We start from the raw sequence: 25,556 nt of genomic DNA on the forward strand, positions 1-25,556 counted from the left end.
GCCTTGCGGATCACTTCTCTACGATGATACGAGTATCTACGTAGCAATGCTCCCGCGGAGCCGCAACCGTCCGGGTGCGGTACAACCCCCAGCCGGCACCCGGCGATCGGGGGGTGGGTGCGGGCGCCGCGCCCGCACCCACCCGCTCGGCACGAAGGTGAGGAGAGCCCAGTGAAGCAGCCGTCAGCCGCCTCCGCGGACGAGCCGGTCACCTGCGAGGTGGTCATCGTGGGCGGTGGCCCCGTCGGGATGCTGCTCGCCCACGAGCTGGCGCTGCAGGGCGTCCGGCCCCTGGTGGTGGAGAAGCTCCCGGTGCCCTCCGGAGTGTCGAAGGCCGGGACGCTGCACGCCCGTACGGTGGAGAGCCTGCACCGCCGCGGGCTGCGCGAGGCCGTGCAGCCGCGGCCGGCGCGCGGTGGGCGGACCAGTGTCCCCTTCCATTTCGCGGGCATGTTCGACCTCGACCTCGCCCACGTGAGCGCGGAGGGCCCCGTCATCGTCGGCAGCCCCCAGGCGTACGCCGAGCACGTCTTCGCCGAGCGGGCCGGCGGACTGGGCGCGAGGATCCTGCGCGGCCAGGAGTGCACCGGCGTCCATGACGAGGGCGACCGCGTCCGCGTGGACCTCCAGGGCGCGGACGGGACCCGGAACCACGTCACCGCGCGGTGGGTGGTCGGCTGCGACGGGGTGCGCAGCGTCGTCCGCCGCTCCGCCGGGATCCCCTTCACCGGTACGCCCGCCACCGTGTCGGCGCTGATGGGGGAGGTGCGCCTGCTCGACCCGTGGACCGCTCCGGCGGGCTGGCAGCGCACGCCGCGGGGCTGGACCCTGGTGTGGCTGAACCCCGGCGGACACAGCCGGGTGTGCACGTACGACTTCCGGGGGCCCGCGCCGGACCGCCGGGCGCCGGTGACCTTCGAGGAGCTGCAGGGGGAGATGGAACGCATCGCGGGTCGCCCCGTGCCGATGGCGGAGCCCCGCGACCTCACCCGGTTCAGCGACGCCGCCCTCCAGGCCGAGCGCTACCGCAGCGGCCGCGTGCTGCTGGCCGGGGACGCCGCCCACGCGCACTTCCCCATGGGCGGACAGGGCTTGAACACGGGTCTGCAGGACGCCCTCAACCTGGGCTGGAAACTCGCCGCCGAGGTCAAGGGGTGGGCGCCGGCCGGCCTGCTCGACACCTACCACGCGGAGCGGCATCCCGTGGCGGCGCGCGTCCTGTACAACGTGCGGGCCCAGGTGGCGCTCATGCACCCGGGGGTGCTCACGGACTCGCTGCGCGAACTGTTCCGCGAGACGATGCGCCTGCCGCAGGTGAACGGGTTCCTCACCGGAATGCTCAGCGGCACCGACATCCGCTACGACGTCCATGTGCCCGGCGACCCCCTCGCGGGCACCTTCGCCCCGGACGCCCGGCTGAAGACCGCCCAGGGCCCGACGAGCCTCGCCGCCCTGCTGCGCGACGGGAGCCCGCTGCTGATCCACACGGCCCAGGCGGCCGACCAGGCCGCCCTGGTCACGCCCTGGTCCGACCGGCTGTCCGTCGTCGAGGTGGTGCCGGAGTCCGCCTCCGCGATGCCGGCTCCGGCGCTCCTGATCCGCCCCGACGGCTACGTGCTCTGGAGTGCGCAGGGACGCGGGGCGGGGGCTCCGGGTCTGGTCGAGGTGGCCACCGCGTGGCTCGGCGCGCCGGCCTAGTGTCTCCCGGTGCTCAGGCGGGTTCCGCGGGCGCGGGCCCCAGAGCCCGGATCGCCAGGTCGATCGCGGTGGTCAGACGTTCGGTGTCGTGGCCGGCGCGTTCTCGTACCCGCAGGCCGAGCACCGTGGTGAACAGCAGTTCCACGGCGTCGTCGATGTCGAGGTCGGCGGACAGCTCGCCACGGTCACGGCCTGCGGCCAGCGCCGAGCGCAGGGCCTGCCGGGTGGTCTCGAAGGCGGCCTCGGTGCGTAGGCGGACCTTCTCGTCGGTGGTGCCCAGTTCGGTGGCGGTGTTGACCACGAAGCACCCGCGGCCGGACTTGTCGCCCGCCGGGCAGGTGACCAGCCACAGCATCCATTCCCGCAGCACCTCCCGCACGGGGCGGTCCGCCGCGTCCAGCCGCTGCCGGGCCTGGGCCGACTCGGTGGCCCGGTAGTGGTCGAGCGCGCGCAGGAACAGCGTGTGCTTGTCCGTGAACGTCCGGTACAGGCTGCTGGGCGTGAGCTTCAGCTCGTCGCCCAGGTCGCGCACCGAGGTGGCGTGGTAGCCGCGTCGCCAGAACAGCTCGGTCGCCGACGTGACCGCGTTCTTCTCGTCGAACTGTCGGGGGCGTGCCATGTGTTCACCTTACCCAACTTGTGGAGCGAGCGCTCCCATACTAGTGTCCCCGGTATGGGAGCGATCGCTCCCATACTGTTGAGGAGGCTCCGTTGACGACCGCAGAACAGACCCCCGTCCAGACCCAGGAACCCAAGGCCCCGGAGAGAAGCCGCTGGATGGCGGTCTGCGCGGTGGCGCTGGGCACCTTCCTGCTGGTGACCGCCGAGCAGCTGCCGATCGGCCTGCTGACCTCCGTCGGGTCCGCGCTGTCGGTCTCCGAGGGGACGGCGGGGCTGATGGTGACGGTGCCCAGCATCGTCGCCGCGTTCGCGGCCCCGCTGGTTCCGATGCTCGTCGGATCGATGGACCGGCGCGTCCTGCTGCTCGGCCTGATGGCCCTGATGACCGTCTCCAACCTGGCCTCGGCCCTGGCGCCGAACTTCGCCGTCCTGGTGGGCTCCCGAGTGCTGGTCGGCATCGCCATCGGCGGCTTCTGGGCGGTCGCCAGCGGCCTGGCCGTCCGGCTCGTCACCCCCGAGGACGTGCCGCGGGCCACCGCGGTCATCTTCGGCGGCGTCGGAGCCGCGAACGTGTTCGGCGTCCCGCTCGGCACCCTGGTCGGCGACCTCACCGGCTGGCGCATCGCCTTCTCCTCGCTGAGCGCCCTGGCGCTCGTCACCCTCGTCGCCCTGCTGGCGGTGCTGCCGGGCCTGGCCGCCTCGCAGGCCATCCGGCCGAAGCTGCTGATGGAGCAGCTCCGCAACCCGGGGGCGCGCGTGGGCATCATCGCGACGGTGCTCATCGTGTTCGGGCACTTCGCCGCCTACACGTTCGTGAGCCCGGCGCTGCAGAAGCTGTCGGGGATCGACGAGCGCTACGTCGGCCCGCTGCTGTTCGGGTTCGGCATGGCCGGCATGATCGGCAACTTCGTCGCCGGCTCGGCGCTCTCCCGCCGGGTGCACCGGAGCGTGCTGGTCATCTCCGTGGCCCTGGCGGTCGCGATGCCGCTCTTCCTGCTGCTGGGCCGGACCGCGGTCGGCGGCGCCGTCCTGCTGATCGTCTGGGGTCTGTCCTACGGCGGCGTGTCCGTGGGCCTTCAGACCTGGATGATCAAGTCCGCCCCGCGTGCGGTGGAAGCGGCCTCCTCGCTGTGGGTGGCGGTGTTCAACCTGTCCATCGGGCTCGGCGCGCTGGTCGGCGGCGTCATCGTCGACACGCTCACGCTCCAGGGCGTGCTGTGGCTCGGCGGCGCCTGCTCCCTCCTCGCCGCCCTGGCGATCTGGACCGCCCGCACCAACGACGCCCTCCGCTGACCGGGCCCCTCGCCCGGCCCACCGGAGACGCGCGGCCACACGGCACGGGCCGGTGCGCCGCCGCCACACCGGCGGCGCACCGGCCCGTGCCGCACCGCGCGGACCGCTCCGCGCGGCTGATCCCGCGGAGAGCACAATGATCCCCATGGAGCTCACGAAGAAGGGCCACTCCTGCGTCGCCCTGCGCCACGACGGCCGCACGCTCGTCATCGACCCGGGAGGCTTCAGCGAGGAGGACGCCGCGGTCGGCGCCGAGGCGATCCTCGTCACCCACGAGCACCCCGACCACTTCGACGAGGGCAGGCTGCGCGCCGCGCTGGAGGCGAACCCGGCCGCGGAGATCTGGACCCTGCGCAGCGTCGCCGAGCGGCTGACCGCGGCCTTCCCCGGCCGCGTCCACACCGTGGGGCACGGCGACGCCTTCACCGCCGCGGGCTTCCAGGTGGAGGTGCACGGCGAACTCCACGCCGTCATCCACCCGGACATCCCCCGCATCACCAACGTCGGCTACGCCGTCACCCGCCCGGACACCCCCGGTGGGGCGGTCTTCCACCCCGGCGACGCCCTGACCGTGCCGGACCGCCCGGTGGACACCCTGCTGCTGCCGGTGCACGCCCCCTGGAGCAAGCTCTCCGAGGTCGTCGACTACGTCCGCGAGGTGGGCCCGAGGATCGCGTACGACGTCCACGACGGGCTGCTGTCGGGCTTCGGGTACGCGGTCTACGGCCGGATGCTCGGCCCCGAGGGCCCCGGCACCGGCGGCGCGGAGCACGTGCGGCTGGCGCCCGGGGAGAGCGCCGCGCTCTGAGCGGGCGCCCGTGCGGGCGCCGCGAACCGCCCGGCCGTCCGCGGCCCGTCCCCGGACTGTCGGCGGACTGTCGGCGCCGGGCGGTAGATTCGCTGCCATGCGCATCGCCACCTGGAACGTCAACTCGATCACCGCACGGCTGCCGCGGCTGCTGGCCTGGCTGGAGAACACCGGCACGGACGTGGCGTGCCTCCAGGAGCTGAAGTGCACGGCGGAGGCGTTCCCCGCCGAGCCGCTGCGCGAGCTCGGCTACGAGGCGGCGGTGAACGCCACGGGGCGCTGGAACGGCGTGGCGATCGTCTCCCGGGTCGGCCTGGAGGAGACGGTCACGGGCCTGCCGGGCGGGCCGGAGTACGAGGGGGTCCAGGAGCCCCGCGCGGTCGGCGCGACCTGCGGCGGGGTGCGCCTGTGGTCGGTGTACGTGCCCAACGGCCGCGAGGTGGGCCACCCCCACTTCGAGTACAAGCTCCAGTGGTTCGCGGCCCTGCGGGACCTGGCCGGGCGGGAGGCGGGGGAGCGGCCCTTCGCGGTCCTCGGCGACTACAACGTCGCCCCGACCGACGAGGACGTCTACGACCCGGCGGTCTTCGAGGGCGCCACCCACGTCACCCCGGCCGAGCGGCAGGCGCTGGCCGACCTGCGGGCGGTGGGCCTGTCCGACGTCGTGCCGCGCCCGCTGAAGTACGACCGCCCCTACACCTACTGGGACTACCGCCAGCTCGCGTTCCCCAAGAACAAGGGCATGCGCATCGACCTGGTCTACGGCAACCCGGCCTTCGAGGCGGCGGTGAAGGACGCCTACGTCGACCGCGAGGAGCGCAAGGGCAAGGGGGCCTCGGACCACGCCCCGGTCGTCGTCGACCTCCAGGTGTGAGCCGGGGCGCGCGGGCCGGGCGGGCCCGGCGCACGGCATGAGGGGCGGGGCCGTGCGGCGTCCCTCCGGCGGAAGGGGCGGGCCGCACGGCCCCTCCGCGTGCCTGTGGTGCTCATCGCGTCCGTGATGACACCCTGAGCCGTATGAACATCCCCTTCCTGGACAACTGGCGCAAGCGGTACGGCCCGTCCCGCGGTGTGGCGGTGATGGGAGAGGACTCCCACGACGCCGAGGGAGTGGCGCAGCTCCTCTCCGAGTGCGAGCTGCTGCGCGCGCAGGCCGGGGCGGCGGGGATCGAACTGGACGACACGGTCGAGTCCCTCGCCGCCCTCGACCAGCTCCTGCCGCTGTGGCGGGACGACCCCGAGATACTGCCCTGGCTCGGCAACGACGCGGGCCTGTACCTGGGCACGGTCGTCGTCCGCACGGTACCGGGGGCGCGGTGGCAGGTGTGGCCCAGCGGCCGTCCGGTGGTGCGGCTCGCCTCCGGGCGGGAGCTCGACGCGGTGGAGGCGGGCCGCGAGTGGGCGCTCAGCGGCACCCCGGAGCTGTCGCAGATGTACGCGGAGGCGTCCGAGGCGTAGCGCGGACGCCGGACGGACGGGCGGCCGCGGCGGGGGCGCCGGCGGGGCGTCAGTCGGCGAAGGCGATCCGGTACTCCAGCCGCCAGCGGTCCGCGCGCACCACGATGTCGGAGGTCTCCACGGCCCGGCCGTCCGCCGCGCGGTGCGTGCGCTCGATGACCGTCACGCACTGCCCCGGCGAGCAGCCCAGCGTCTCCGACTCCGCCGTGGTAGCCGGGCGCGAACCCACCAGCTCGGTGGCCTCCACCACCCGTACCCCGATGGCCGCGAACCGCTCCCGCACGCCGCGCCGGGCGTAGGGGCCGCGCTCGGGGAAGACCACGTCGGTGCCCTCGGTGAGCGCCAGGGGCTCCCAGCTCGTGGCGAGCTGGAGGGGGCGCCGGTCGGCGAGGTACTCGTACTGGGTGCACATCACGCGGTCGCCCGCGGCGATCCCCAGCCGCTCGGCGATCCGCGGCGGGGCGACCGTGGTGGCGGAGGTGGCCTCCCACAGCAGCGGCGTCGTGGCGGCGCCGGTGCTGATCCGGGCGGCGAACGGGGAGTCCGCCGTCTCCGGCGTCCGCAGCAGGTTCCCCAGGGGGCGGCGGTCGGTGACGAACACCCCGCGCCCGAACTGCCCCTCCGCGTAGCCCGCGGCCTTGAGCACGCGCACCGCCCGGTCCACGGTCTGGTCGCTGGCGGCGTAGGTGCGTTTCAGCTCGGAGCGGGACGGGATCCGGGCGCCCACGGCCAGGACGCCCTCGTCGATCTGCTGCCTGAGGTCGTCGGCTATCCGCTGGTAGACCGGCCTGCTCTCGCCCATAGGGACTCCTCTCCGTGCTGCCGCCTGCACCGGGTACGGGGAGTGGTCGTTCGCACCTGGGTCAGTACCTGGCTCAACAGGGTAGAAGGCGGGATTCCGCCCTGGGTGACGCCGCCGGCGGCATCACCGGCGCATCAGCGCGAAGTCCCGCCGCGGTTCCCCGCCGTACGGCGGGACTTCACCGTCCTCGGTCCCCGTCAGTTCCGGGCGCGGCGTCTCCCGCCGCCCGTGCCCTGCGGCGGGGCCTGCGGGCTGGTGGCGGCCTGGGTGACGTCGGCGACGAGTTCGACGACGTCGGGGCCGTACGCCTGGGAGTTGACGACCCTCAGCAGCAGGCAGAAGACGCCGTCCACGCCGTACCTGCGGGCCAGCCGGGCGTGGTGGCGGGCGAGGTAGCGGGCGGCGGCCTGGTTGGCGACGGCCCGCTGGCCGCAGACGACGAAGACCGGATGGGTGCCCTCGCCCGCGGTGAGCCGGGCCAGGAGGGCGTACTCCACCGACCCCTTCTCCATGCGGTGGCGCTCGCCGCCGACGGTGAACGACGCCTGGTCCGGGCCCGGTTCGGCGTCGGTGTTCACCCGGACCCCCGGCAGCAGGGAGTGGAGGTGGGCCGCGGCGCGGCGGTTCGAACCGGGACCGCCGATGCAGAACTCGGTGCGCTCGCCGATGCCCTGCCGGACGGTGTCGTGGGACAGCACCTGCGCGTGCGCGCCGCAGTCCTTGATCAGCGCGGACAGCTCCAGCAGCGCGAAGGCGTCGTCGCGGGACACCGTGCCCTCTCCGGCACTGGCCTTGCGGCCGACCACCAGCAGGCACTCGGAGTGGGGCGGCAGCCCGAGGAAGCGCCGGGTGCGGCGGAGCCGGCGGTGCCACAGGTAGGTGCGGCCGAACCAGCCGAGCGAGGTGGTGACGCCGGCCGCGAGCACGCCCAGCACGATCTCGCGCAGGTTGTCGTCCATGGGGCGGAAGCGTAGCGGCGCGCGCGGACTTCCGTCCGGTGCATGACAGGTTGGGGGTCGCCGGTCCGGCGGCGCCCGGGTTGCCGCGGAGGACGGCCGGGCCTACGGTCGCACTCGGGACCACCACGGCGCGGACCCGGAGGAGATGGACGCATGGGCCGTACCGTCGTCCGCGGCGGACTCGTCGTCACCGCCGCCGAGGAGCTGTACGCCGACGTCCTGATCGAGGGGCCGCGGATCGCCGCCCTGGCCGCGCACGGCAGCGCCTGCGCCAAGGGCTGGACGGCCGACCGCGTCATCGACGCCACCGGCCGGTACGTCGTCCCCGGCGGCGTCGACGTCCACACCCACCTGGACTTCCCCTCGGGCGGCACCTTCTCCGCCGACACCTTCGCCACCGGCACCCGCGCGGCGGCCTGGGGCGGCACCACCACCGTCGTGGACTTCGCCGTCCAGGGCCGCGGCCGCGGCCTGCGGGAGGGGCTGGACCTGTGGCACACCAAGGCCGACGGGCAGTGCGCCGTCGACTACGCCTTCCACATGGTCCTCTCCGACGTCCGCGAGGACACCCTGAAGGAGATGGACCTGCTGGTGGAGGAGGGCATCACCTCCTTCCGGCTGTGCATGACGCACCCGGGCGTCCACCACGGCGACGACGGGCGGATCCTCCTCGCCCTCCAGCGCGCCGCCGGCAACGGGGCCCTGGTCATGGTGCACGCCGAGAACGGCGCCGCCGTCGACGTCCTGGCCGCCCAGTCCCTCGCCGCCGGGCGCACCGCGCCCCGCCACCACGCCGAGGTGCGCCACCCCCTGCTGGAGGCCGAGGCCGTCCACCGCGCGGTCCAGCTCGCCCGCGTCGCCGGGGCGCCGCTGTACGTGGTGCACGTCTCGGCGCGGCAGGCCGTGGAGGAGCTGGTGGCGGCCCGCGACCTGGGGCTGCCGGTCCACGGCGAGACCTGCCCGCAGTACCTCTTCCTCTCCGCCGCCGACCTCGCCCGGCCCGGCTTCGAGGGCGCCAAGTACGTCTGCACCACCCCGCTGCGCCCCCGGGAGGAGGGCCACCAGGACGCCCTGTGGCGGGCACTGCGCACCGGCGACCTCCAGGTGGTCTCCACCGACCACTGCCCCTTCAACCTCGCCGGGCAGAAGGAGCAGGGCCGCGGCGACTTCACCCGCATCCCCGGCGGGCTGCCGGGCATCGAGCACCGGATGGACCTGCTCCACCAGGGCGTGGTGACCGGGCGCATCTCCCGCCGCCGCTGGATCGAGCTGGCCTGCGCCGCCCCGGCGCGGATGTTCGGCCTGGCCGGGCGGAAGGGCACCCTCGCCCCCGGCACGGACGCCGACGTGGTGGTCTACGACCCGGCCGCCGAGCACACCATCTCGGCCGCCACCCACCACATGAACGTCGACCACTCCGTCTACGAGGGCATGCGCGTCACGGGCCGGGCCGAGACCGTCCTGGTGCGCGGCGAGGCGGTCGTCGACCGCGGCGAGTACGTCGGGCGCGCCGGACAGGGCCGCTTCCTGCCGCGCGGCACCTGCGGCCGCGCGGACTGACGCCGGACCGACGGGCGGGGACGACGGGCCTGCCGGGCGGGGGAGGGGCGTCAGCCCTCCGCCAGCTCCTCCAGCAGCGCCGGCAGCGCCCGCCCGATCGGCTCGCGGACCACCCGCTCGGCGAGCGGGTCGTACGGGGTGGGCTCGGCGTTGACGATCAGCAGGCGGGCGCCGTGCTCGGCCGCGATCCCGGCGAGCGAGGCGGCGGGCTGGACCTGGAGGCTGGTGCCGACCGCGACGAACACCTCGCACGCCTTGGCGATGGACACCGCCTCCGCGAGCACCATCGGGTCCAGCGCCTCCCCGAACATCACGGTGGCCGACTTCAGGATGCCGCCGCACCGGTCGCACTCCGGGTCCGGGACCCCCGCCCGCACCCGTTCCAGCGCCGCCTCCATCCCCGACCGGGCGTGGCACCGGGTGCACACCACGGCCCGCGCGGTGCCGTGGAGCTCCAGCACCTTGCGGTCGGGCATCCCGGCCATCTGGTGGAGCCCGTCCACGTTCTGCGTGATCACCCGGACCGGCACCCCGGACCGCTCCAGCCGCACCACCGCCTCGTGCGCGACATTGGGCCTCGCCCGCAGCGCCGGGCCCTCCAGCCGCATCCGCCAGGAGCGGCGGCGGATCTCCGGATCCGACATGTAGTACGAGTAGGTGACGAGCTTCTCGGCGTCGGGGTCCTTGCGCCACACCCCGTCGGGACCCCGGTAGTCGGGGATCCCGGAGTCCGTGGAGATCCCCGCGCCGCTGAGGATCGCCACCAGGGGCTTCCGGCTTCTCGCCGCGTCCGTGCCGTCCGTGCTCATGTGCCCGAGCCTACGCAGCGGACCCCCGGCCTCGACCGCGTTTTCCGGCCCGGACCCGGCGCCGCCCGTTCACCCCGCCGTCGTCCGCCGTCCGGCGGGAGGGCCGCCCGGCGTGCTTCCATGGGGGGATGATCAATGACGCGTTGGTGACGGCAGTCGAGGAGGCGGTCCGCGAGGCGGCGGAGAAGGAGGTCCTGCCCCGCTGGCGGCAGCTCGCCACGGACGAGGTGGTGCAGAAGACCGGCCCGCACGACCTGGTCACCGTCGCCGACCACCGCGCCGAGGAGCGGCTGACGGCCGACCTGACCGCCCTGCTGCCCGGCTCGGTGGTCGTCGGCGAGGAGGCGGTGCACGCCAGCCCGGCGACGTACCGGGCGCTGAGCGGCGACGCCCCGGTGTGGATCGTGGACCCGGTGGACGGCACCCGGCAGTTCGTCCACGGCGACCCGGGCTTCTGCACCCTGGTGGCCCTCGCCCACGGCGGCGAGCTGCTGGCCTCCTGGACGTACGCCCCGGCCCGCGGGGAGCTGGCCGTCGCCCGGCGCGGCGAGGGGGCGTACCTGAACGGCGAGGCGCTGCGCTCCGGCGGTCCCGCGCCGGACGCGGTGCTGGAGGTCGCCTGCTCCCACCCGGACTTCACCACCGACGAGCAGAAGCGGGCCCTGCTCGCCCTGGACACCGAGGGGGTCGCGCCGCGGCCGTGCGGCTCGGCGGGGCTGGAGTACCTGAACGTGGCGCGCGGAGCGCTGGACGCGGTGGCGTTCTCATGGGAGAACGCCTGGGACCACGCCGCCGGCCTGCTGCTGGTGGCCGAGGCGGGCGGCGGCCACGCCACGCTGACCGGTGAGCCGTTCCGCCTCGCCGGCGGCAACGCCCTGCCCTTCACGGCCGCCCGGGACGAGGTGACGGTGCGTCGTATCCTCTCCCTACTGGCCTCTGCCGGCCGGCCTCGAGGGTGAGGGGAGATCCAAGGTGCCGTCGATGCGAGACGCGGTCGTGGTGGGGGCCGGGCCGAACGGGCTGACCGCCGCCGTGGAACTGGCCAGGCGGGGGTTCTCCGTCGAGCTGTTCGAGGCGGGGGAGACGGTAGGGGGAGGGGCGCGCACCGAGGAGCTGACCCTCCCCGGCTTCCGGCACGACCCCTGCTCGGCAGTCCACCCCCTGGGCGTCGGCTCGCCCGCCTTCTCCGCCATGCCGCTGGACCGGTACGGACTGGAGTGGCTCCACCCCGAACTGCCCATGGCCCACCCCTTCCCCGACGGGACGGCCGGGCTGCTGTCCCGGTCCGCGGCCGAGACGGCCGCCTCGTTCGGGCCGCGCGACGCGGGGACGTACCGGCGGCTGACGGCGCCGTTCCTGGGGCGCTGGCACACCCTGATCCCGGAGTTCTTCAAGGTGCCCTGGGACGGGCTGCCCCGCGACCCGGTCACCCTGGCCCGCTTCGGCGCGCTGGGCCTCCAGCCGGTGGACTGGCTGGCGCGCCGCTTCCGCGACGACAGGGCCCGCGCGCTGCTGTTCGGCCTGGCCGCCCACGCCATCGGGGCGCCCACCTCACTGGCCACCGGCGGCATCGCCCTGGTCTTCGCGCTGGCCGCGCACGAGGTCGGCTGGCCGCTGCCGCGCGGCGGCTCCCAGTCCCTCTCCGACGCGCTCGCCGCGTACCTGCGCGACCTGGGGGGCGAGATCCACACCGGGGTGGAGGTGAGGCGGCTGGACGAGCTGCCGCCCGCCCGCGCCTACGTCTTCGACACCTCGCCCACCGCGCTGGCCCGCATCGCCGGGCTGGGCGACGCCTACCGCCGCTTCCGGTACGGCGCCGCCGTCTTCAAGATCGACTATGCCCTGGACGGGCCCGTCCCGTGGACCTCCGAGGACGCCCGCCGGGCCGGGACCGTCCACCTCGGCCCGTCCAGCCGCGAGATCGACGCCGCGCTGCGCGCCGCCGTCGGGGGCGAGCAGCCGCGGACGCCCTTCCTGATCACCGCCCAGCCCACCCTGGTGGACCCCTCCCGGGCGCCGGAGGGCAAGCACGTCTTCTGGGCCTACGGCCATGTGCCGCGCGGCTGGAGCGGGGACGCCACCGAGGCGATCGAGCGGCAGATCGAGCGCTTCGCGCCCGGCTTCCGCGACCTGGTGCTGGCCCGTGCCACCGCGGGCCCGCCCGAACTGGCCGTCCGCAACGCCAACTACGTCGGCGGCGACATCGCCTGCGGCGCCTTCAGCGGACTCCAGACCCTGCTGCGGCCCAAGCTCGCCCGCGTCCCGTACGCCACCCGCCACCCGGCCGTCTACCTGTGCTCGTCGGCGACCTGGCCGGGGCCGGGCGTCCACGGCATGTCCGGGCACAACGCGGCGAAGGCGGTCTGGCGGCGCCTGCGCGAGGCGGGCTGAGCGTGAGCGTCCGCGCGCGGCGCGCCGGGCGCCGGCCTACGCGGCGCGGCGCAGATCGGCGATGACCTGGGAGCGCACGGCCTCGGGCTCCAGGCCCAGCCGGGCGAACAGGTCGCCGGTGACCCGGTCGTCGGAGCGCAGCAGCCCCAGCACCACGTGCTCGCAGCCGACGTGACCGTCCTTCAGCGCGAGCGCCTCGCGCAGGGACAGCTCCAGCGCCTTCTTGGCGCGCGGCGTGAAGGGGATGTGGCCCTGGTCGCGCCGCCGGTCCCGGCCGCCGCGCCGGAAGGGCAGGACGGAGCGCAGCCCGCGCCGCTCCCGCGGCGGCTCCGGCGTCCGGTCCAGCGCGCCGGGGCCGAAGGCCTTCTCAGCCCGGCGCCGCACCTCCTCCAGGTCGATGCCCAGCGCCCGCAGCGCCTCCGCGTCCTCCTCGCCGATCCCGTCCCCGCTCCGGTCCGTCAGCCGCTCCACGGCCGCCCGTGCCGCCTCCGCGTCGACGCCCAGCCGGGCCAGTGTCGCCGCGCCCGGCTCGTCCGGCCGCCGCAGCACGGCGATGAGCAGGTGCTCGGTGCCGATCCAGTCGTGCCCGAGCCTGCGGGCCTCCACCTGCGCCCCCACCACCGTGGTGCGGGCCTGCCGGGTGAACCTCTCGAACATCCCCGCCTACCTCCTGGCGTGCTTCTTGTGCACGGCCTGCCTGCTGACTCCGAGGGCGGCCCCGATCTCCTCCCAGGACCAGCCCTGCCTGCGCGCGTTGTCCACCTGCAGCGCTTCCAGTCGTTCCACCAGCCGCCGCAGCGCGGCGACCGCCCGCAGCCCCACGCGGGGATCGCGGTCCATGGCGGCCTCCGCGGTGTCGACCGCTTCCCTTGCATCCGATCCGGCCATGGTGTCAACCTAAGGTGACACGCCGGGGGGTGTCAACCCCGGTTGACGAGAGAGGGGTGGGTACGGGCATGGCGAAGGTGGAGATCGCGCTCGACGCGGAACTGGTCGTCGAGGTCATGGTGCTGGCCGGGATCGGCAATCCGCGCGACGCCGTCGAGGCGGTGGTGCGCGACTACGTGGCCCGCGGCCACCGCACGGAGGAGCGCACCGGGGAGGCGGACGCGCGGCTGAGGGAGATCGACGCCAAGCCCCGGATCGAGGAGGGCTGAGCCCCGGGCGGCTCCCGGGCGCACCGCGCGGTGCGCCCGGGAGCCGCCCGCCCGGAGCGGGACGGACCCGGGAGCCGGCAGTCGGCCCCGCGGCCCCTCCTCACCGGCTCCCGGACGCCTTCGGGGGCGGCCCGTCCCCGTCCCGCCGCGGCCACCGGTGGCTGCGGGCGGTGTGCTCGCCGATGGCCTCGCCGACCATCCGCCGGACGGCGTCGCGCACCCCGTACAGCGGGTGGTGGCGCGGCGGCCCGGCGCCGGGGTCCTCGCGCAGCTCCTTCGCCAGCGCCCAGCACAGCGCGATCATCACCAGTGCGAACGGCAGGGCCACCAGGATCGTCCCCGCCTTGAGGCCGTCCAGGCCCCCCGCCACCAGCAGCACGGCGGCCACCGCCGCCATCAGCACGCCCCAGGTGACGACCAGCCAGCTCCGCGGGTGGAGGGCGCCGCCGGAGGTCAGCGAGCCCATCACCAGGGAGGCGGAGTCGGCGCTGGTGATGAAGTAGGTCATCACCAGGACCATCGCGATCACCGAGGTGACCGCGGACAGCGGCAGCGCGTCCAGCAGCCCGAACAGCGACGCCTCCACGCCGTCCGCCAGCTTTCCGGCCAGGTCGGCCTCGCCGGTGGCGTCCAGCCGCATGGTGCTGCCGCCCATCACGCAGAACCAGACGATCGTGGCCCCGCTGGGCACGAGCAGCACGCCGACGAGGAACTCGCGGACGGTGCGGCCGCGGGAGATGCGGGCGATGAAGGTGCCCACGAACGGGGCCCACGACAGCCACCACGCCCAGTAGAAGATCGTCCAGGTGCCCAGCCACTCCTTGTTGCCGAAGGCGCCGGTCCGGGAGGAGAGCACGACCAGGTCCTGGAGGTAGGCGCCGACCCCGGCCGGGATCGCGTCGAGGATGAACACCGTCGGGCCGAGGAGGAAGACGAAGAGCATCAGGGCCGCGGCGAGCCCGACGTTCAGGTTGCTGAGCCACTTGATGCCCCGGTGCAGCCCGGAGAAGGCCGAGAGCACGAACGCGGCCGACAGCACCGCGATGATCAGCAGTTCGAGCTCCCTGGTGTCCTCCCAGCCGACGGTGAGGTCGAGGCCCTTGGCCACCTGGAGGGCTCCCAGGCCCAGGCTGGTCGCCGTGCCGAAGACGGTGGCGAAGACGGCCAGCAGGTCGATGAGGCGGCCGGGCCAGCCGTTCGCGCGGCGCTCGCCGATGAGCGGGACGAAGACCGAGCTGACGCGGTTGCCGCGCCCCTTGCGGAAGGTCGCGTACGCCAGGCCGAGGCCGGCCACGCCGTAGATCGCCCAGGGGTGCAGCGTCCAGTGGAAGAAGGAGTACTCCAGCGCGGTGCGCTCGGCGGCGCCGCTGCCGCTCTCGATGTCCCCGAAGGGGGGCGGCTCCACGTAGTACGTCAGCGGCTCGCCGACGCCGTAGAACATCAGGCCGATGCCCATGCCGGCGCTGAACATCATCGCGATCCACGCGAGGTTGCCGAACTCCGGCCTGTCGGTGTCCCTGCCCAGCCTGATCCGGCCGAAGCGGCTGGCCGCGAACACCGCGCACAGCACCAGGAAGAGGTTGGCGGCCAGGGTGAACAGCCAGCCGAAGTTGTCCAGCACCCAGTCCAGGGCGGCGCCGGACGCCGTGGAGAAGGAGTCCGTGCCGAGGGCGGCCCAGGCGACCACGGCCAGCACCGCCGCCACACCGATGGCGATCACCTTGGTGTCCGGCGGCGGGTCCTCGCGGGCGGTCTCCGGCTCTGGGCCTGGTGAGGGGGTGGTCACATCGGTGCTCATATCGTCTCACTATGGGGTGGTTCGTTGTCTTTCGCCGTGCGGGCACGCCGGACGCGGCGGGAGACGCCCGTGGCGTGCCGTGGTCCCGTCTGCCCGGCAATCGGTAGGGTCAAGGCGGCGCGACAGCCTGTTCGAGAACAAGAGAGACGCTGTGGACGGAACACACACCGAGACAGGCCGCGTGCTGATCGCCGCGGACAAGTTCAAGGGCTCCCTCACCGCCGTGGAGGTCGCCGAGCACGTGACGGCCGGACTCCGCCGCGTTCGCCCCGGAGCGGCGGTCGAGGCGCTGCCCGTCGCCGACGGCGGCGACGGCACCGTCGCGGCGGCGGTCGCCGGGGGCTTCGCCCTCCGCCAGACGGCGGTCACCGGGCCGATCGGCAAGGCGGTCACCGCCTCCTACGCGCTGCGGGACGGCACCGCCGTGGTGGAGATGGCCCAGGCGTCCGGCCTCCAGAAACTGCCCGCCGGCGTCCTCGCCCCGATGTCGGCCACCACGTACGGCACGGGGGAACTGCTGCTCGCCGCCCTGGACGCGGGCGCGCACACCATCGTCCTCGGCGTCGGCGGATCGGCGACGACCGACGGCGGCGCGGGGATGCTCGCCGCGCTCGGCGCCCGCTTCCTCGACGGGCACGGCAGGCCGGTCGGACCGGGCGGCGGACCGCTGCGCGAGCTGGCCACGGCGGACCTGACCGGCCTGGACCCGAGGCTGAAGGACACCCGGATCGTCCTGGCGAGCGACGTCGACAACCCGCTCACCGGACCGGCGGGCGCCGCGGCCGTCTACGGCCCGCAGAAGGGCGCCGGACCCGAGGACGTCGCCGCCCTGGACGCCGCGCTCGCCCACTACGTCCGGGTGCTGGAGGCGGTCCTCGGCCCGCACGCCGCCCGGTGCGCGGAGCGGCCCGGCGCGGGCGCGGCCGGCGGCGTCGGCTACGGGGCGCTGGTCGCCCTGGACGCGGACTTCCGGCCCGGCATCGAGGTGCTGATGGAGGTGCTGGGCTTCGGCGCCGCCCTGGACCGCGCCGACCTGGTGATCACCGGCGAGGGCTCGCTGGACTCCCAGACCCTGCGCGGCAAGGCCCCCGCCGGGGTGGCCGCCGCCGCGCGCCGGGCGGGCCGCCGCACGGTCGCGGTGTGCGGACGCCTGGCCATCGGCGAGGACGAGCTGCGCGCCGCCGGGATCGAGGCGGCCTACGCGCTCACCGACGTCGAACCGGACCCGGCCGTCTGCATGGCGCAGGCCGGCCCCCTGCTGGAGCGGGTCGCCGAGCGGCTGGCGGCCGAGCGGCTGTGAGCCGCCGCTGACCCGGCGCCCCGCCGGAAGGAAACCCCGGAGCAGTACCGGAGCCCGGACCACCCCCGTGGTCCGGGCTCCGGCGCGTCGCGCCCCCGAAGCGACCCGGACCGCCCGGACCGTCCGGACCCGCCCGAATCGCCCGGCCCGCCCACGGCGGAGCCGCTGCTTCCGCTGTGCCGGTGCACAGCCCGGCCCGCGCACCTCTGGTCACGGGCAGCGGATCCGGCCGGCGGCCGTGGACGGCGGCCCCGGCCGGTGCTGGGGTGAGCGCCGAGATCCCCGGCGGAGGCCCGCCGGGGGCGGACGGAGTGGGGAGGAGGGCCGATGACGGCCGCTTCGCTGGAGGTCCGGGGGGTGTCCGTGGGCTACGGCCCGGTACGGGCGCTGAGCGGGGTCTCCGTGGACGTACCCGAGGGCGCGGTGGTCGCCGTCCTCGGCGGCAACGGCGCCGGCAAGACGACCCTGCTGCGGGCCGTCTCGCGCACCCTGCGCTTCCACGGCGGGACGATCGGCTCCGGCACGATCGCCTTCGCCGGGCGGCGCCTGGACGGCCTCACCCCCGCCGAGGTGGTGGCCGCCGGGGTGGTGCAGGTGCCCGAGGGGCGGCAGGTGTTCGCCCGGATGACGGTGGCCGACAACCTCCGCGCCGGCGCCCTGGGCGCTCGCGGGGGCCGCCGCGCCGCGGCGGAGGCCAGGGAGCGGGTCCACGAACTGTTCCCGGTGCTGGCCGACCGGGCGCACCAGAGGGCCGGGCTCCTCTCCGGCGGCGAGCAGCAGATGCTGGCGATGGGCCGCGCGCTGATGGCCCGCCCCAGGCTGCTGCTCCTGGACGAGCCCTCGCTGGGCCTGGCCCCGCTGATGGCCGACCGGATCGCCGGGACCGTACGGGAGATCAACGCCCAGGGCACCTCGGTGCTGCTGGTGGAGCAGAACGCGGCGATCGCGCTGCGGCTGGCCTCGTCGGCGGTGGTCCTGGAGGTCGGCGAGGTGGCCCTGTCCGGCCCCGCGGACGAGCTCGCCGCCTCCGACGAGGTGCGCCGCCGCTACCTGGGGATCGCCGACGACACGGCCGGTCCGGGCACGCCCGCCCCCGCCGCCCCCGCCCTGCGCAGGTGGACGGCGTGACGGCCCCGGACGTCCCGCCGCTGCGGGTACGCGACCTGACCGTGCGCTTCGCCGGGCTCACCGCGCTGGACGGCGTCTCCTTCACCGTCGAACCCGGCAGCGTCCACGCGGTCATCGGGCCCAACGGCGCGGGGAAGTCCACCACCTTCAACGTCCTCTCCGGCGTCCACCGCGCGACCTTCGGCAGCGTCCGCCTCGGCGACGAGGAGCTGACCGGCCTGCCCCCGCACGGGATCACCGCCCGGGGCGTGGCCCGCACCTTCCAGAACATCGCGCTCTCCCCGCACGCCACGGTCGCCGACAACCTGATGCTGGGACGCCACCGGCTGACCCGGGCCGGGTTCCTGGCCGCCGGGCTCCGGCTCCCCTCGGCCGCCCGCGAGGAGGCCCGGCACCGCGAACGGGTCCGGGAGATCGCCGCCTTCACCGGCCTGGAGGAGCACCTCGGCCGCCCGGCCGGGACGCTGCCCTACGGGCTGCAGAAGCTCGTGGAGCTCGGCCGCGCGCTGTGCGCGGAACCCCGGGTGCTGCTGCTCGACGAGCCGGTGGCCGGCATGACCGCCGAGGAGCGCCGCCGCACCGCCTCGCTCATCGCGGGCGTCCGCGACGGGCTCGGCATCTCGATCGTCCTGGTGGAACACGACATGGGGGTGGTGATGCGGCTCGCGGACGCGGTGACCGTGCTCGACTTCGGCCGGCGGATCGCCGGCGGCACGCCCGAACAGGTGCAGCGCGACCCGGCGGTCGTCCGCGCCTACCTCGGCCGGCAGGAGGCGGCGTGACGACCTTCGCGGAACTGCTGCTCAACGGGCTGTCCATCGGCGCGGTCCACGCCCTGATCGCCCTCGGCTTCGTGATCGTCTTCAGGGCGACCGGGGTGGTGAACTTCGCCCACGCCTCCCTGCTGCTGGCCGGCGGCTACGTCACCGCCGTGCTCTCCGACGACATCGGCTTCTGGCCCGCCCTGCTGGCCGGCGTCGCCGGCGCCGCGCTGCTGGGCGCGCTGATCGAGTTCCTGGTGATCCGCCGCTGCCGCGGACGCGACCACGGCGTGCTCGCCATCGTCACCATCGGCGTCGACATCGTCCTGCTCGCCGAGCTGACCCGGCGGATCGGCTCCCGCGTCCACCCCATGGGCGACCCGTGGGGCGACGGGGTGCTCACCGTCGGCGGGATCAGCGTCCCGCACACCCGGGTGGCCGCGTTCGTCACCGCCGCTCTGGTCATCACCGCCTTCCTCCTCGCGTTCCGCTTCACCTCCTGGGGCGTGGCGACGCGCGCGGTGGCCGAGCACCCGGAGACCGCGGCGCTGATGGGCATCCGGCTGGGCCGGGTCTCGCTGTCGGCCTGGGCCGTGGCGGGCGGGCTGGCCACGGTGGCCGCCCTCTTCCTGGCCGTCTTCCCCACCCCGGGGCTGGAGCGCGGCACCTCCATGGCGGCGCTGAAGGCGTTCCCCGCCGCGATCCTGGGCGGCCTGGACTCCACCACCGGCGCCCTGGTGGGCGGGCTGGTCGTCGGCGTCACCCAGTCCCTGGCCACCGGCTACCAGAGCGACCTGGCCTTCCTGGGCCGGGGCGTGGGGGACCTGGCGCCGTACCTGGTGATGCTCCTGGTCCTGCTGGTGCGCCCGGCGGGCCTGTTCGGAACGAGGGAGTCGTCCCGTGTCTGAGTCCGTCACGGCCCCGCCCGCCCCGGACCGCCCCGCCCTGCGCCCCGCGCGCCGCCGGGCCGGGTACGCGGCGGCCGCCGGGGGCCTGGTGCTGCTCGCCCTGCCCTTCTACCTCGACCGCTTCTGGCTCCAGGCCGGGCTGCTGGCCATGGCCGCCGCCATCGGCGCCATCGGACTGACCCTGCTGACCGGCGCCACCGGCCAGCTCTCCCTGGGCCACGCCTTCTTCCTCGCCGTCGGCGCCTACGGCTACTGCGTCCTGGCCGGGGACGGGAGCAACGGGGAGCTGACCGGCCTGGGGCTGCCGAGCTGGCTGGCGGTGGTGCTCGCGGTGCTCCTGGCGGGCGCGGCGGGCGGCGCGTTCAGCCCGATCGCCGGACGGCTGAGCGGGGCGTACCTGGGCATCGCCACCCTGGGGCTGATCTTCGTCGGGCAGCACGTGCTGTTCAACGCCCACGACCTGACCGGCGGCTACAACGGCCGTGCCGTGCCGCCGCTGTCGCTGTTCGGCCTCGTCTTCGACGACACCGAGACCGTCGTCGCCGCCGTGCCGTTCCAGGCGATGGAGAAGCTCTGGTACGTGGGGCTGGTGCTGCTGGCCGGCTGCGCGTTCTTCGCCCGCGGGGTGCTGCGCGGCCGTCCCGGCCGGGCGATGAACGCCATCCGCGACCACCGCACCGCGGCCGGGGTGATGGGCGTGCCGGTGGCCCGTCACCGGGCGGCGGTCTTCGTCCTGTCCTCGATGTACGCGGGCCTGGCGGGGGTGCTGCTGGCCCTGGTCTTCCAGCAGACCGTGCCCGAGTACTTCGGTCTCGTCCTCTCCCTGGAGTACCTGGCCATGATCGTCATCGGCGGTCTGGGCTCGGTCGCGGGAGCCGTCGCCGGGGCCGCCTTCGTCACCCTGCTGCCCCAGATCCTCACCCGCTACAGCGAGGCCCTGCCCCTGGTCTCCGCCCCCGGCACGGGCGGGATCGCGCCGGGCGAGATGTCCCGCTACCTGTACGGCGCCGCGATCGTCGCCGTCGTGCTGTTCCTGCCGGGCGGCCTGGCGCGGCTCGCCGCCCGCCGCGGACCCCTCACGAAAGCCGAGGCAGAGAGATCATGAAGATGCGCACACCACGCACGGCGGCGGTGGCCGCCGCCCTCCTCGCCCTCCTCGCCGCCGGATGCAGCGGCAAGGCCGCCGAGAAGGGCTCCGGCGGCACGGGCGCCGGGGGAGTGAGGACCGACAAGGGCGTCACGGACGACACCATCCACATCGGCGCCCTCACCGACATGACCGGGGTCTACGCCTCCCTGGGCAAGAGCGTCACCCAGGCGCAGCAGCTCTACGTCGAGCGGATCAACGACGACGGCGGGATCTGCGGGCGCAAGCTGAAGCTCACCGTCCGCGACCACGGCTACGACGCGGGCAGGGCCATCCCCGCCTACACCGAGCTCCAGCCGGAGGTGGTCGGCTTCGTGCAGTTCCTCGGCTCGCCGTTCGTCAGCGCGGTCAAGGAGCGGATCGACGGCCGGCACAGGCTGCTGGTGCTGCCGCAGGCGTGGTCCGCGGACCTGCTCGGCAGCGAGTACATCCGCACCATCGGCGCGACCTACGACGTGGAGACGGTCAACGCCGTCGACTTCCTCCTGGCGGAGAAGAGGATCTCCGAGGGCGACAAGGTGGGCCACGTCTACTTCGAGGGCGACTACGGCGAGAACGCCCTGGAGGGCTCCCGGTACGCGGCGGAGAAGGCCGGGCTGACCATCGTCGAGCAGAAGATCAAGCCGACCGACGAGGACATGTCCGCCCAGGTCGCGGCGTTCAGGAAGGCCGGCGTGAAGGCCGTGCTGGTCAGCGCGGGGCCGCGGCAGGCGGCGTCCCTGGTCGGCGTGGCGGCGGCCGGGGGCCTGAACGTGCCCGTCGTCGGCAACAACTCGGCCTTCGCCCCGCAGCTGCTGAGGACCCAGGCGGGGAAGGTCCTGCAGAAGGACTACTACGTGGCCGCCTCGACACTGCCCATCGGGTCGGAGGAGCCGGAGCCCTCCCGGCTCGCCCGGGCGTACGCCGAGGCGTACCCGGAGGACGTCCTCGACAACGGCGTGGCCGCCGGCTGGAGCGCCGCTTCCGCCTTCGGCGCGGCCCTCAAGCAGGCGTGCGAGGACAAGGACCTCACCCGGCGGGGCGTGGTGGACGCGCTGCTCTCCCTGGACTCCTACGACGGCGGCTTCGGCATCCGGCACGACTTCTCCGACCCGGACCTGCCCTCGACGCGGGAGAGCTTCATCCTCAAGCCCGACGCGAAGGCCGAGGGGGGCCTGAGGGTGCACCGCGGGGCGGAGGTCTCGCGGAACGCCGGGGCGTTCTCCTTCGGGGAGTGAGGCGGCGCGGCACGCGGGCCGTGCCGCGCGGGCGTCCGCGGGCCCGGGCCGGAGGAGCCCGGGCCCGCCGACGTCCCCGCCCGTCCCTCCCGGGGCCCGTCCGGCCCGGCGGGTGTGCCGCCCGCCGCACGGGGCATCCGGGAAGGCGGAGCAGAACGCCTCGGGCGCCGGACAGGTCCGTACGACCCGTCCGGCGCCCGAGAGGAACCGGCCGCCCTCTGCCCGGTTCTACGCCTTGGCCGCCGCCCGCGCCTCGCGGCGGTTGTCGCGGAAGGTGTTCACCCGCCGCGCGGTGGCGAACAGCGGGATCACCGCGCCCAGCAGGAGCTGGAGCGCGCAGCCGGTCTGCAGCAGCAGCTCACCGCCCGGGGCGTCGAAGGCCCAGGCCGTCAGCAGGCCCATGCTCAGCACGATCCAGCCGAGCATCGCCACGGCCAGCAGGCCGCGCGGCTTGGGGTACTCCACCCGGCTCACCATCAGCCAGGCCACCCCGACGATCGCCAGCAGCGTCGGGACGAACGGGAGCTCCAGCAGGACGATCGAGACGACCGTCAGCGCACCGAAGGGGCTGGGCATGCCCTGGAACACCCCGTTGGGCAGGGTGACGCAGGAGAATCTGGCCAGCCTCAGCACCACCGCCAGCAGCACCACGATCCCGGCGAGGGCCGAGACCCCCTGGTGCGCGTCGTTGGTGACCATCCCCCAGACCAGCACGAAGTACGCGGGCGCCAGCCCGAAGCTGATCAGGTCGGAGAGGTTGTCGAGTTCCGCGCCCATCGCCGAGCTGCGCAGCTTGCGCGCCACGAGCCCGTCGAAGAGGTCGAACACCGACGCCAGCAGCATCAGCATCACGGCGGTCGCGGCGCTGTGCCGCGCCATGCCGCCGTCGCCGTTGCCGGTCAGGTGCGGGATCAGCACGCCGGTGGTGGTGAAGTACACCGCCATGAAGCCGCAGGTGGCGTTGCCGAGGGTGAGCGCGTCGGCTATCGACAGCCGCATCGACAGCGGCATGGCGTCCATCTCCTCGGCGGGGTCCTCGATCTCCGCCTCGGGCACCCAGGTGCGGTTGCCGGGATCAATCACGGTCAAGGCGAGTCACCCCCGCGGTGGTGGGCTGGCCGACCTCGACGTCGACCTCGACGCCCTCCGGGAGGTAGAGGTCCACGCGCGAGCCGAAGCGGATCAGGCCGATCCGCTCGCCCTGCTCGACCTTGGCGCCCTGTTCGACGTACGGGACGATCCGCCGGGCCACGGCGCCGGCGATCTGGACCATCTCGATGTCGCCCAGCTCGGTGTCGAAGTGCCAGACGACGCGCTCGTTGTTCTCGCTCTCCTTGTTGAACGCCGGGACGAATCCGCCGGGGACGTGCTCGACGGACGTCACCGTGCCCGCCAGCGGGGCGCGGTTGACGTGGACGTTCAGCGGGCTCATGAAGATCGCGACGCGGGTGCGTCCGTCCTTCCACGGCATGATGCTCTGCACCACGCCGTCGGCCGGGGAGAGGACACGGCCCTGGGCGATCTCGCGCTCGGGGTCGCGGAAGAACCACAGCATGCCCGCCGCCAGGGCGGTGGCGGGCACGGCGGCCACGGCCGCGCCTCTCGAGCGCCTGGCGCGGGCCAGGGTGAGGGCGGCGGTGGCCACGGTCGGGAGGAGCCACGGCGATGCTCCGCGCGCGAGACGGATTCGGCCGCGTTGTGCAGAGGATGGGCTGTGGGGCATTGATGACCTTCGTAGCGGAGGGTGCCGCGTATACACGGGGGACGGCGGCTTTCCCGGGATGCTATCGGTTACCGGTGGCAACTGGGCAAGCCAGAGCGCCGGTCCGGACCGGGGACTCCCCGATGAGGACCCGGCCGGGGTGTTTTCCCGTTCAAGGAAAAACACCCCGAAGGGGTCATTCTACCCCTGGATCCTGTACTCCTCCAGGAGTCGGCGTCCCACGATCATTTTCTGGATCTCGGCAGTGCCTTCACCGATGAGGAGCATCGGGGCCTCGCGGTAGAGCCGCTCGATCTCGTACTCCTTGGAGAAACCGTAACCGCCGTGGATGCGGAACGCGTCCTCCACGACCTCCTTGCAGTACTCCGAGGCGAGGTATTTGGCCATGCCCGCCTCCAGGTCGTTCCGCTGTCCGGAGTCCTTCTTCCGGGCGGCGCCGACCATCAGCGCGTGCGCCGCCTCCACCTTGGTGGCCATTTCGGCCAACTTGAACTGGATTGCCTGGTGCTGCGCGATGGGCTTGCCGAAGGTGTGCCGCTGCTGGGCGTAGGCGATGCCCAGCTCGAAGGCGCGCTGGGCGACGCCGCAGCCGCGCGCGGCCACGTTCACCCGGCCGACCTCGACGCCGTCCATCATCTGGTAGAAGCCGCGGCCGGTGACGCCCCCCAGGACGCGGTTCGCCGGGACGCGCAGGCCGTCCAGGATCAGCTCGGTGGTGTCGACGCCCTTGTAGCCCATCTTGTCGATCTTGCCGGGGATCGTCAGGCCCGGCTTGACCTCGCCGAACCCGGGCTCCTTCTCGATCAGGAAGGTGGTCATCGACTTGTGCGGCGCCGTGCCCGCGGGGTGGCCCTCGTCGGTCCGGCACAGCACCGCCACCAGCGAGGAGGTGCCGCCGTTGGTCAGCCACATCTTCTGGCCGGTCAGGACGTACTCGTCGCCGTCGCGCACGCCCTTGGTGGTGATCGCCGACACGTCCGAGCCCAGGCCCGGCTCGGACATCGAGAAGGCGCCCCGGACGTCGCCGGCCGCCATCCTCGGCAGGAAGTACTCCTTCTGCTCGTCGGTGCCGTGCTGCTTGAGCATGTACGCGACGATGAAGTGGGTGTTGATGATGCCGGAGACGCTCATCCAGCCGCGGGCGATCTCCTCCACGCACAGGGCGTAGGTGAGCAGCGACTCCCCGAGACCGCCGTACTCCTCGGGGATCATCAGGCCGAAGATCCCCAGGTCCTTCAGGCCCTCCACGATCTGGGTCGGGTACTCGTCCCGGTGCTCCAGTTCGGTGGCGACGGGGATGATCTCCTTGTCGACGAAGTCGCGGACGGTGGAGACGATCTCCCTCTGGACGTCCGTCAGTCCCTCGGTCCGCGCCAGGCGCCCCATCTCACTCGCCGCCCTTCTTCTCGGAGTTCCCGGCCTCGCGGAGCTCGGGACGGCCGGGCTGCTCTCCCCCGCGCTTCTCGATGTACTCGGCGGTGGGCACCATCACCTTGCGGCGGAAGACGCACACCAGCGTTCCGTCCTGCTTGTAGCCCCGGGTCTCGACGTGGACGATGCCGCGGTCGGACTTGGACTTCGACGGGACCTTGTCCAGGACGGTGGTCTCGCCGTAGATCGTGTCGCCGTGGAAGGTCGGCGCCACGTGCCGCAGCGACTCGACCTCCAGGTTGGCTATCGCCTTGCCGGAGACGTCCGGCACGGACATGCCCAGCAGCAGGGAGTAGACGTAGTTGCCGACCACCACGTTCCGGCCGAAGTCCGTCGTCCGCTCGGCGTAGTTGGCGTCCATGTGGAGCGGGTGGTGGTTCATGGTCAGCAGGCAGAAGAGGTGGTCGTCGTACTCCGTGACCGTCTTGCCCGGCCAGTGCTTGTAGACGTCCCCGACCTCGAACTCCTCGTAGGTGCGGCCGAACTGCATGGTGTGACTCTCCGGTGGTGTGGTGGACGAAGCGGCGGGCGGCGGGCCGCCCCGGTCCCGGGCCGCTCCCGGGGAAGCTTCCAGGGAAGCTCCCGAG

The 25,556-nt window shown here is 74.0% G+C and carries 26 protein-coding genes; 15 read left to right on the forward strand and 11 right to left on the reverse strand.

What is annotated here, in order from left to right; all coding sequences use genetic code 11:
• Window positions 1–171 precede the first annotated feature (171 nt).
• Window positions 172–1,698 carry an FAD-dependent monooxygenase gene (locus tag ABD358_RS23135; protein ID WP_344633046.1) on the forward strand — a complete coding sequence of 509 codons (1,527 nt, stop codon included), beginning with the start codon at window positions 172–174 and terminating at the stop codon, window positions 1,696–1,698.
• 13 nt (window positions 1,699–1,711) lie between these two features.
• On the opposite strand, the gene ABD358_RS23140 is transcribed toward ABD358_RS23135, so the two are convergent.
• On the reverse strand, window positions 1,712–2,317 hold the full coding sequence (locus ABD358_RS23140) for a TetR/AcrR family transcriptional regulator (RefSeq protein WP_344633047.1): 606 nt from the start codon (window positions 2,315–2,317) through the stop codon (window positions 1,712–1,714).
• Window positions 2,318–2,409: 92 nt separating this feature from the next.
• Here ABD358_RS23140 and ABD358_RS23145 point away from each other — a divergent pair, with 92 nt between their 5' ends.
• From ABD358_RS23145 to ABD358_RS23160, 4 genes are all read left to right on the forward strand, one after another.
• Complete coding sequence (locus ABD358_RS23145) at window positions 2,410–3,612, forward strand: MFS transporter (protein ID WP_344633048.1); 1,203 nt, start codon at window positions 2,410–2,412, stop codon at window positions 3,610–3,612.
• Window positions 3,613–3,757: 145 nt separating this feature from the next.
• Entirely contained in the window at window positions 3,758–4,420 is a 663-nt protein-coding gene (locus ABD358_RS23150) for an MBL fold metallo-hydrolase (protein WP_344633049.1), read from the forward strand.
• Window positions 4,421–4,517: 97 nt separating this feature from the next.
• Window positions 4,518–5,294 carry an exodeoxyribonuclease III gene (locus tag ABD358_RS23155; protein ID WP_344633050.1) on the forward strand — a complete coding sequence of 259 codons (777 nt, stop codon included), beginning with the start codon at window positions 4,518–4,520 and terminating at the stop codon, window positions 5,292–5,294.
• A gap of 143 nt (window positions 5,295–5,437) precedes the next feature.
• Window positions 5,438–5,878 (forward strand): DUF6278 family protein, encoded by a 441-nt coding sequence (locus ABD358_RS23160; protein ID WP_344633051.1) that lies wholly within the window; start codon window positions 5,438–5,440, stop codon window positions 5,876–5,878.
• A 49-nt stretch (window positions 5,879–5,927) separates the two neighbouring features.
• Here the strand turns inward: ABD358_RS23160 and ABD358_RS23165 are convergent, their stop codons facing one another.
• The gene (locus ABD358_RS23165) at window positions 5,928–6,680 is read right to left on the reverse strand and encodes a GntR family transcriptional regulator (RefSeq protein WP_344633052.1); all 753 of its coding nucleotides are present in this window, start codon (window positions 6,678–6,680) and stop codon (window positions 5,928–5,930) included.
• Between the two features lie 197 nt (window positions 6,681–6,877).
• Window positions 6,878–7,639, reverse strand: coding sequence for a hypothetical protein (locus tag ABD358_RS23170; protein WP_344633053.1), 762 nt, complete (start codon window positions 7,637–7,639; stop codon window positions 6,878–6,880).
• 153 nt (window positions 7,640–7,792) lie between these two features.
• Here ABD358_RS23170 and hydA point away from each other — a divergent pair, with 153 nt between their 5' ends.
• Complete coding sequence (gene hydA / locus ABD358_RS23175; protein WP_344633054.1) at window positions 7,793–9,199, forward strand: dihydropyrimidinase; 1,407 nt, start codon at window positions 7,793–7,795, stop codon at window positions 9,197–9,199.
• 50 nt (window positions 9,200–9,249) lie between these two features.
• On the opposite strand, the gene ABD358_RS23180 is transcribed toward hydA, so the two are convergent.
• Window positions 9,250–10,008, reverse strand: a complete 759-nt coding sequence (locus ABD358_RS23180) for an SIR2 family NAD-dependent protein deacylase (protein ID WP_344633055.1) — start codon at window positions 10,006–10,008, stop codon at window positions 9,250–9,252.
• Window positions 10,009–10,136: 128 nt separating this feature from the next.
• Here ABD358_RS23180 and ABD358_RS23185 point away from each other — a divergent pair, with 128 nt between their 5' ends.
• Both ABD358_RS23185 and ABD358_RS23190 read left to right on the forward strand, forming a co-directional pair.
• The gene (locus ABD358_RS23185) at window positions 10,137–10,967 is read left to right on the forward strand and encodes an inositol monophosphatase family protein (RefSeq protein WP_344633056.1); all 831 of its coding nucleotides are present in this window, start codon (window positions 10,137–10,139) and stop codon (window positions 10,965–10,967) included.
• Window positions 10,968–10,989: 22 nt separating this feature from the next.
• Entirely contained in the window at window positions 10,990–12,399 is a 1,410-nt protein-coding gene (locus ABD358_RS23190; protein ID WP_344633057.1) for a phytoene desaturase family protein, read from the forward strand.
• A 36-nt stretch (window positions 12,400–12,435) separates the two neighbouring features.
• Here ABD358_RS23190 and ABD358_RS23195 read toward each other — a convergent pair whose 3' ends face one another.
• Together ABD358_RS23195 and ABD358_RS23200 are read right to left on the reverse strand one after the other, a co-directional pair.
• Window positions 12,436–13,056, reverse strand: a complete 621-nt coding sequence (locus ABD358_RS23195; protein WP_344633058.1) for a Clp protease N-terminal domain-containing protein — start codon at window positions 13,054–13,056, stop codon at window positions 12,436–12,438.
• Between the two features lie 6 nt (window positions 13,057–13,062).
• On the reverse strand, window positions 13,063–13,287 hold the full coding sequence (locus tag ABD358_RS23200; protein ID WP_344633059.1) for a hypothetical protein: 225 nt from the start codon (window positions 13,285–13,287) through the stop codon (window positions 13,063–13,065).
• Between the two features lie 68 nt (window positions 13,288–13,355).
• Between ABD358_RS23200 and ABD358_RS23205 the strand changes: the two genes are divergently transcribed.
• On the forward strand, window positions 13,356–13,556 hold the full coding sequence (locus ABD358_RS23205) for a type II toxin-antitoxin system VapB family antitoxin (RefSeq protein WP_344633060.1): 201 nt from the start codon (window positions 13,356–13,358) through the stop codon (window positions 13,554–13,556).
• A 100-nt stretch (window positions 13,557–13,656) separates the two neighbouring features.
• On the opposite strand, the gene ABD358_RS23210 is transcribed toward ABD358_RS23205, so the two are convergent.
• Complete coding sequence (locus ABD358_RS23210) at window positions 13,657–15,354, reverse strand: BCCT family transporter (protein WP_344633061.1); 1,698 nt, start codon at window positions 15,352–15,354, stop codon at window positions 13,657–13,659.
• A 151-nt stretch (window positions 15,355–15,505) separates the two neighbouring features.
• Here ABD358_RS23210 and ABD358_RS23215 point away from each other — a divergent pair, with 151 nt between their 5' ends.
• The 6 genes from ABD358_RS23215 (at window position 15,506) to ABD358_RS23240 (ending at window position 21,815) form a co-directional block, all read left to right on the forward strand.
• Window positions 15,506–16,654: a glycerate kinase gene (locus ABD358_RS23215; protein WP_344633062.1), complete on the forward strand. Its 1,149-nt coding sequence runs from the start codon at window positions 15,506–15,508 to the stop codon at window positions 16,652–16,654.
• A gap of 327 nt (window positions 16,655–16,981) precedes the next feature.
• On the forward strand, window positions 16,982–17,782 hold the full coding sequence (locus ABD358_RS23220; RefSeq protein ID WP_344633063.1) for an ABC transporter ATP-binding protein: 801 nt from the start codon (window positions 16,982–16,984) through the stop codon (window positions 17,780–17,782).
• Complete coding sequence (locus ABD358_RS23225) at window positions 17,779–18,564, forward strand: ABC transporter ATP-binding protein (RefSeq protein WP_344633064.1); 786 nt, start codon at window positions 17,779–17,781, stop codon at window positions 18,562–18,564. Before ABD358_RS23220 ends, ABD358_RS23225 begins: the two co-directional genes overlap by 4 nt.
• The gene (locus ABD358_RS23230; protein ID WP_344633065.1) at window positions 18,561–19,451 is read left to right on the forward strand and encodes a branched-chain amino acid ABC transporter permease; all 891 of its coding nucleotides are present in this window, start codon (window positions 18,561–18,563) and stop codon (window positions 19,449–19,451) included. Before ABD358_RS23225 ends, ABD358_RS23230 begins: the two co-directional genes overlap by 4 nt.
• Window positions 19,444–20,556, forward strand: coding sequence for a branched-chain amino acid ABC transporter permease (locus tag ABD358_RS23235; RefSeq protein ID WP_425576401.1), 1,113 nt, complete (start codon window positions 19,444–19,446; stop codon window positions 20,554–20,556). The genes ABD358_RS23230 and ABD358_RS23235 overlap by 8 nt, the downstream gene beginning before the upstream one ends.
• Window positions 20,553–21,815, forward strand: a complete 1,263-nt coding sequence (locus ABD358_RS23240; RefSeq protein WP_344633066.1) for an ABC transporter substrate-binding protein — start codon at window positions 20,553–20,555, stop codon at window positions 21,813–21,815. Before ABD358_RS23235 ends, ABD358_RS23240 begins: the two co-directional genes overlap by 4 nt.
• Before the next feature lie 228 nt (window positions 21,816–22,043).
• Here ABD358_RS23240 and pssA read toward each other — a convergent pair whose 3' ends face one another.
• The 4 genes from pssA to ABD358_RS23260 all read right to left on the reverse strand — a co-directional run bounded on the left by pssA (window position 22,044) and on the right by ABD358_RS23260 (window position 25,459).
• The gene (gene pssA / locus ABD358_RS23245) at window positions 22,044–22,871 is read right to left on the reverse strand and encodes a CDP-diacylglycerol--serine O-phosphatidyltransferase (protein ID WP_344633105.1); all 828 of its coding nucleotides are present in this window, start codon (window positions 22,869–22,871) and stop codon (window positions 22,044–22,046) included.
• A gap of 19 nt (window positions 22,872–22,890) precedes the next feature.
• Entirely contained in the window at window positions 22,891–23,538 is a 648-nt protein-coding gene (locus ABD358_RS23250) for a phosphatidylserine decarboxylase (RefSeq protein WP_344633067.1), read from the reverse strand.
• 180 nt (window positions 23,539–23,718) lie between these two features.
• Window positions 23,719–24,924, reverse strand: coding sequence for an acyl-CoA dehydrogenase family protein (locus ABD358_RS23255; RefSeq protein ID WP_344633068.1), 1,206 nt, complete (start codon window positions 24,922–24,924; stop codon window positions 23,719–23,721).
• 1 nt (window position 24,925) lies between these two features.
• Entirely contained in the window at window positions 24,926–25,459 is a 534-nt protein-coding gene (locus ABD358_RS23260; protein ID WP_344633069.1) for a MaoC family dehydratase, read from the reverse strand.
• Between the last annotated feature and the right edge of the window lie 97 nt (window positions 25,460–25,556).

This window comes from Streptomyces glaucosporus, from assembly GCF_039533345.1.
GTDB classification, from domain to species: Bacteria; Actinomycetota; Actinomycetes; order Streptomycetales; family Streptomycetaceae; genus Streptomyces; species Streptomyces glaucosporus.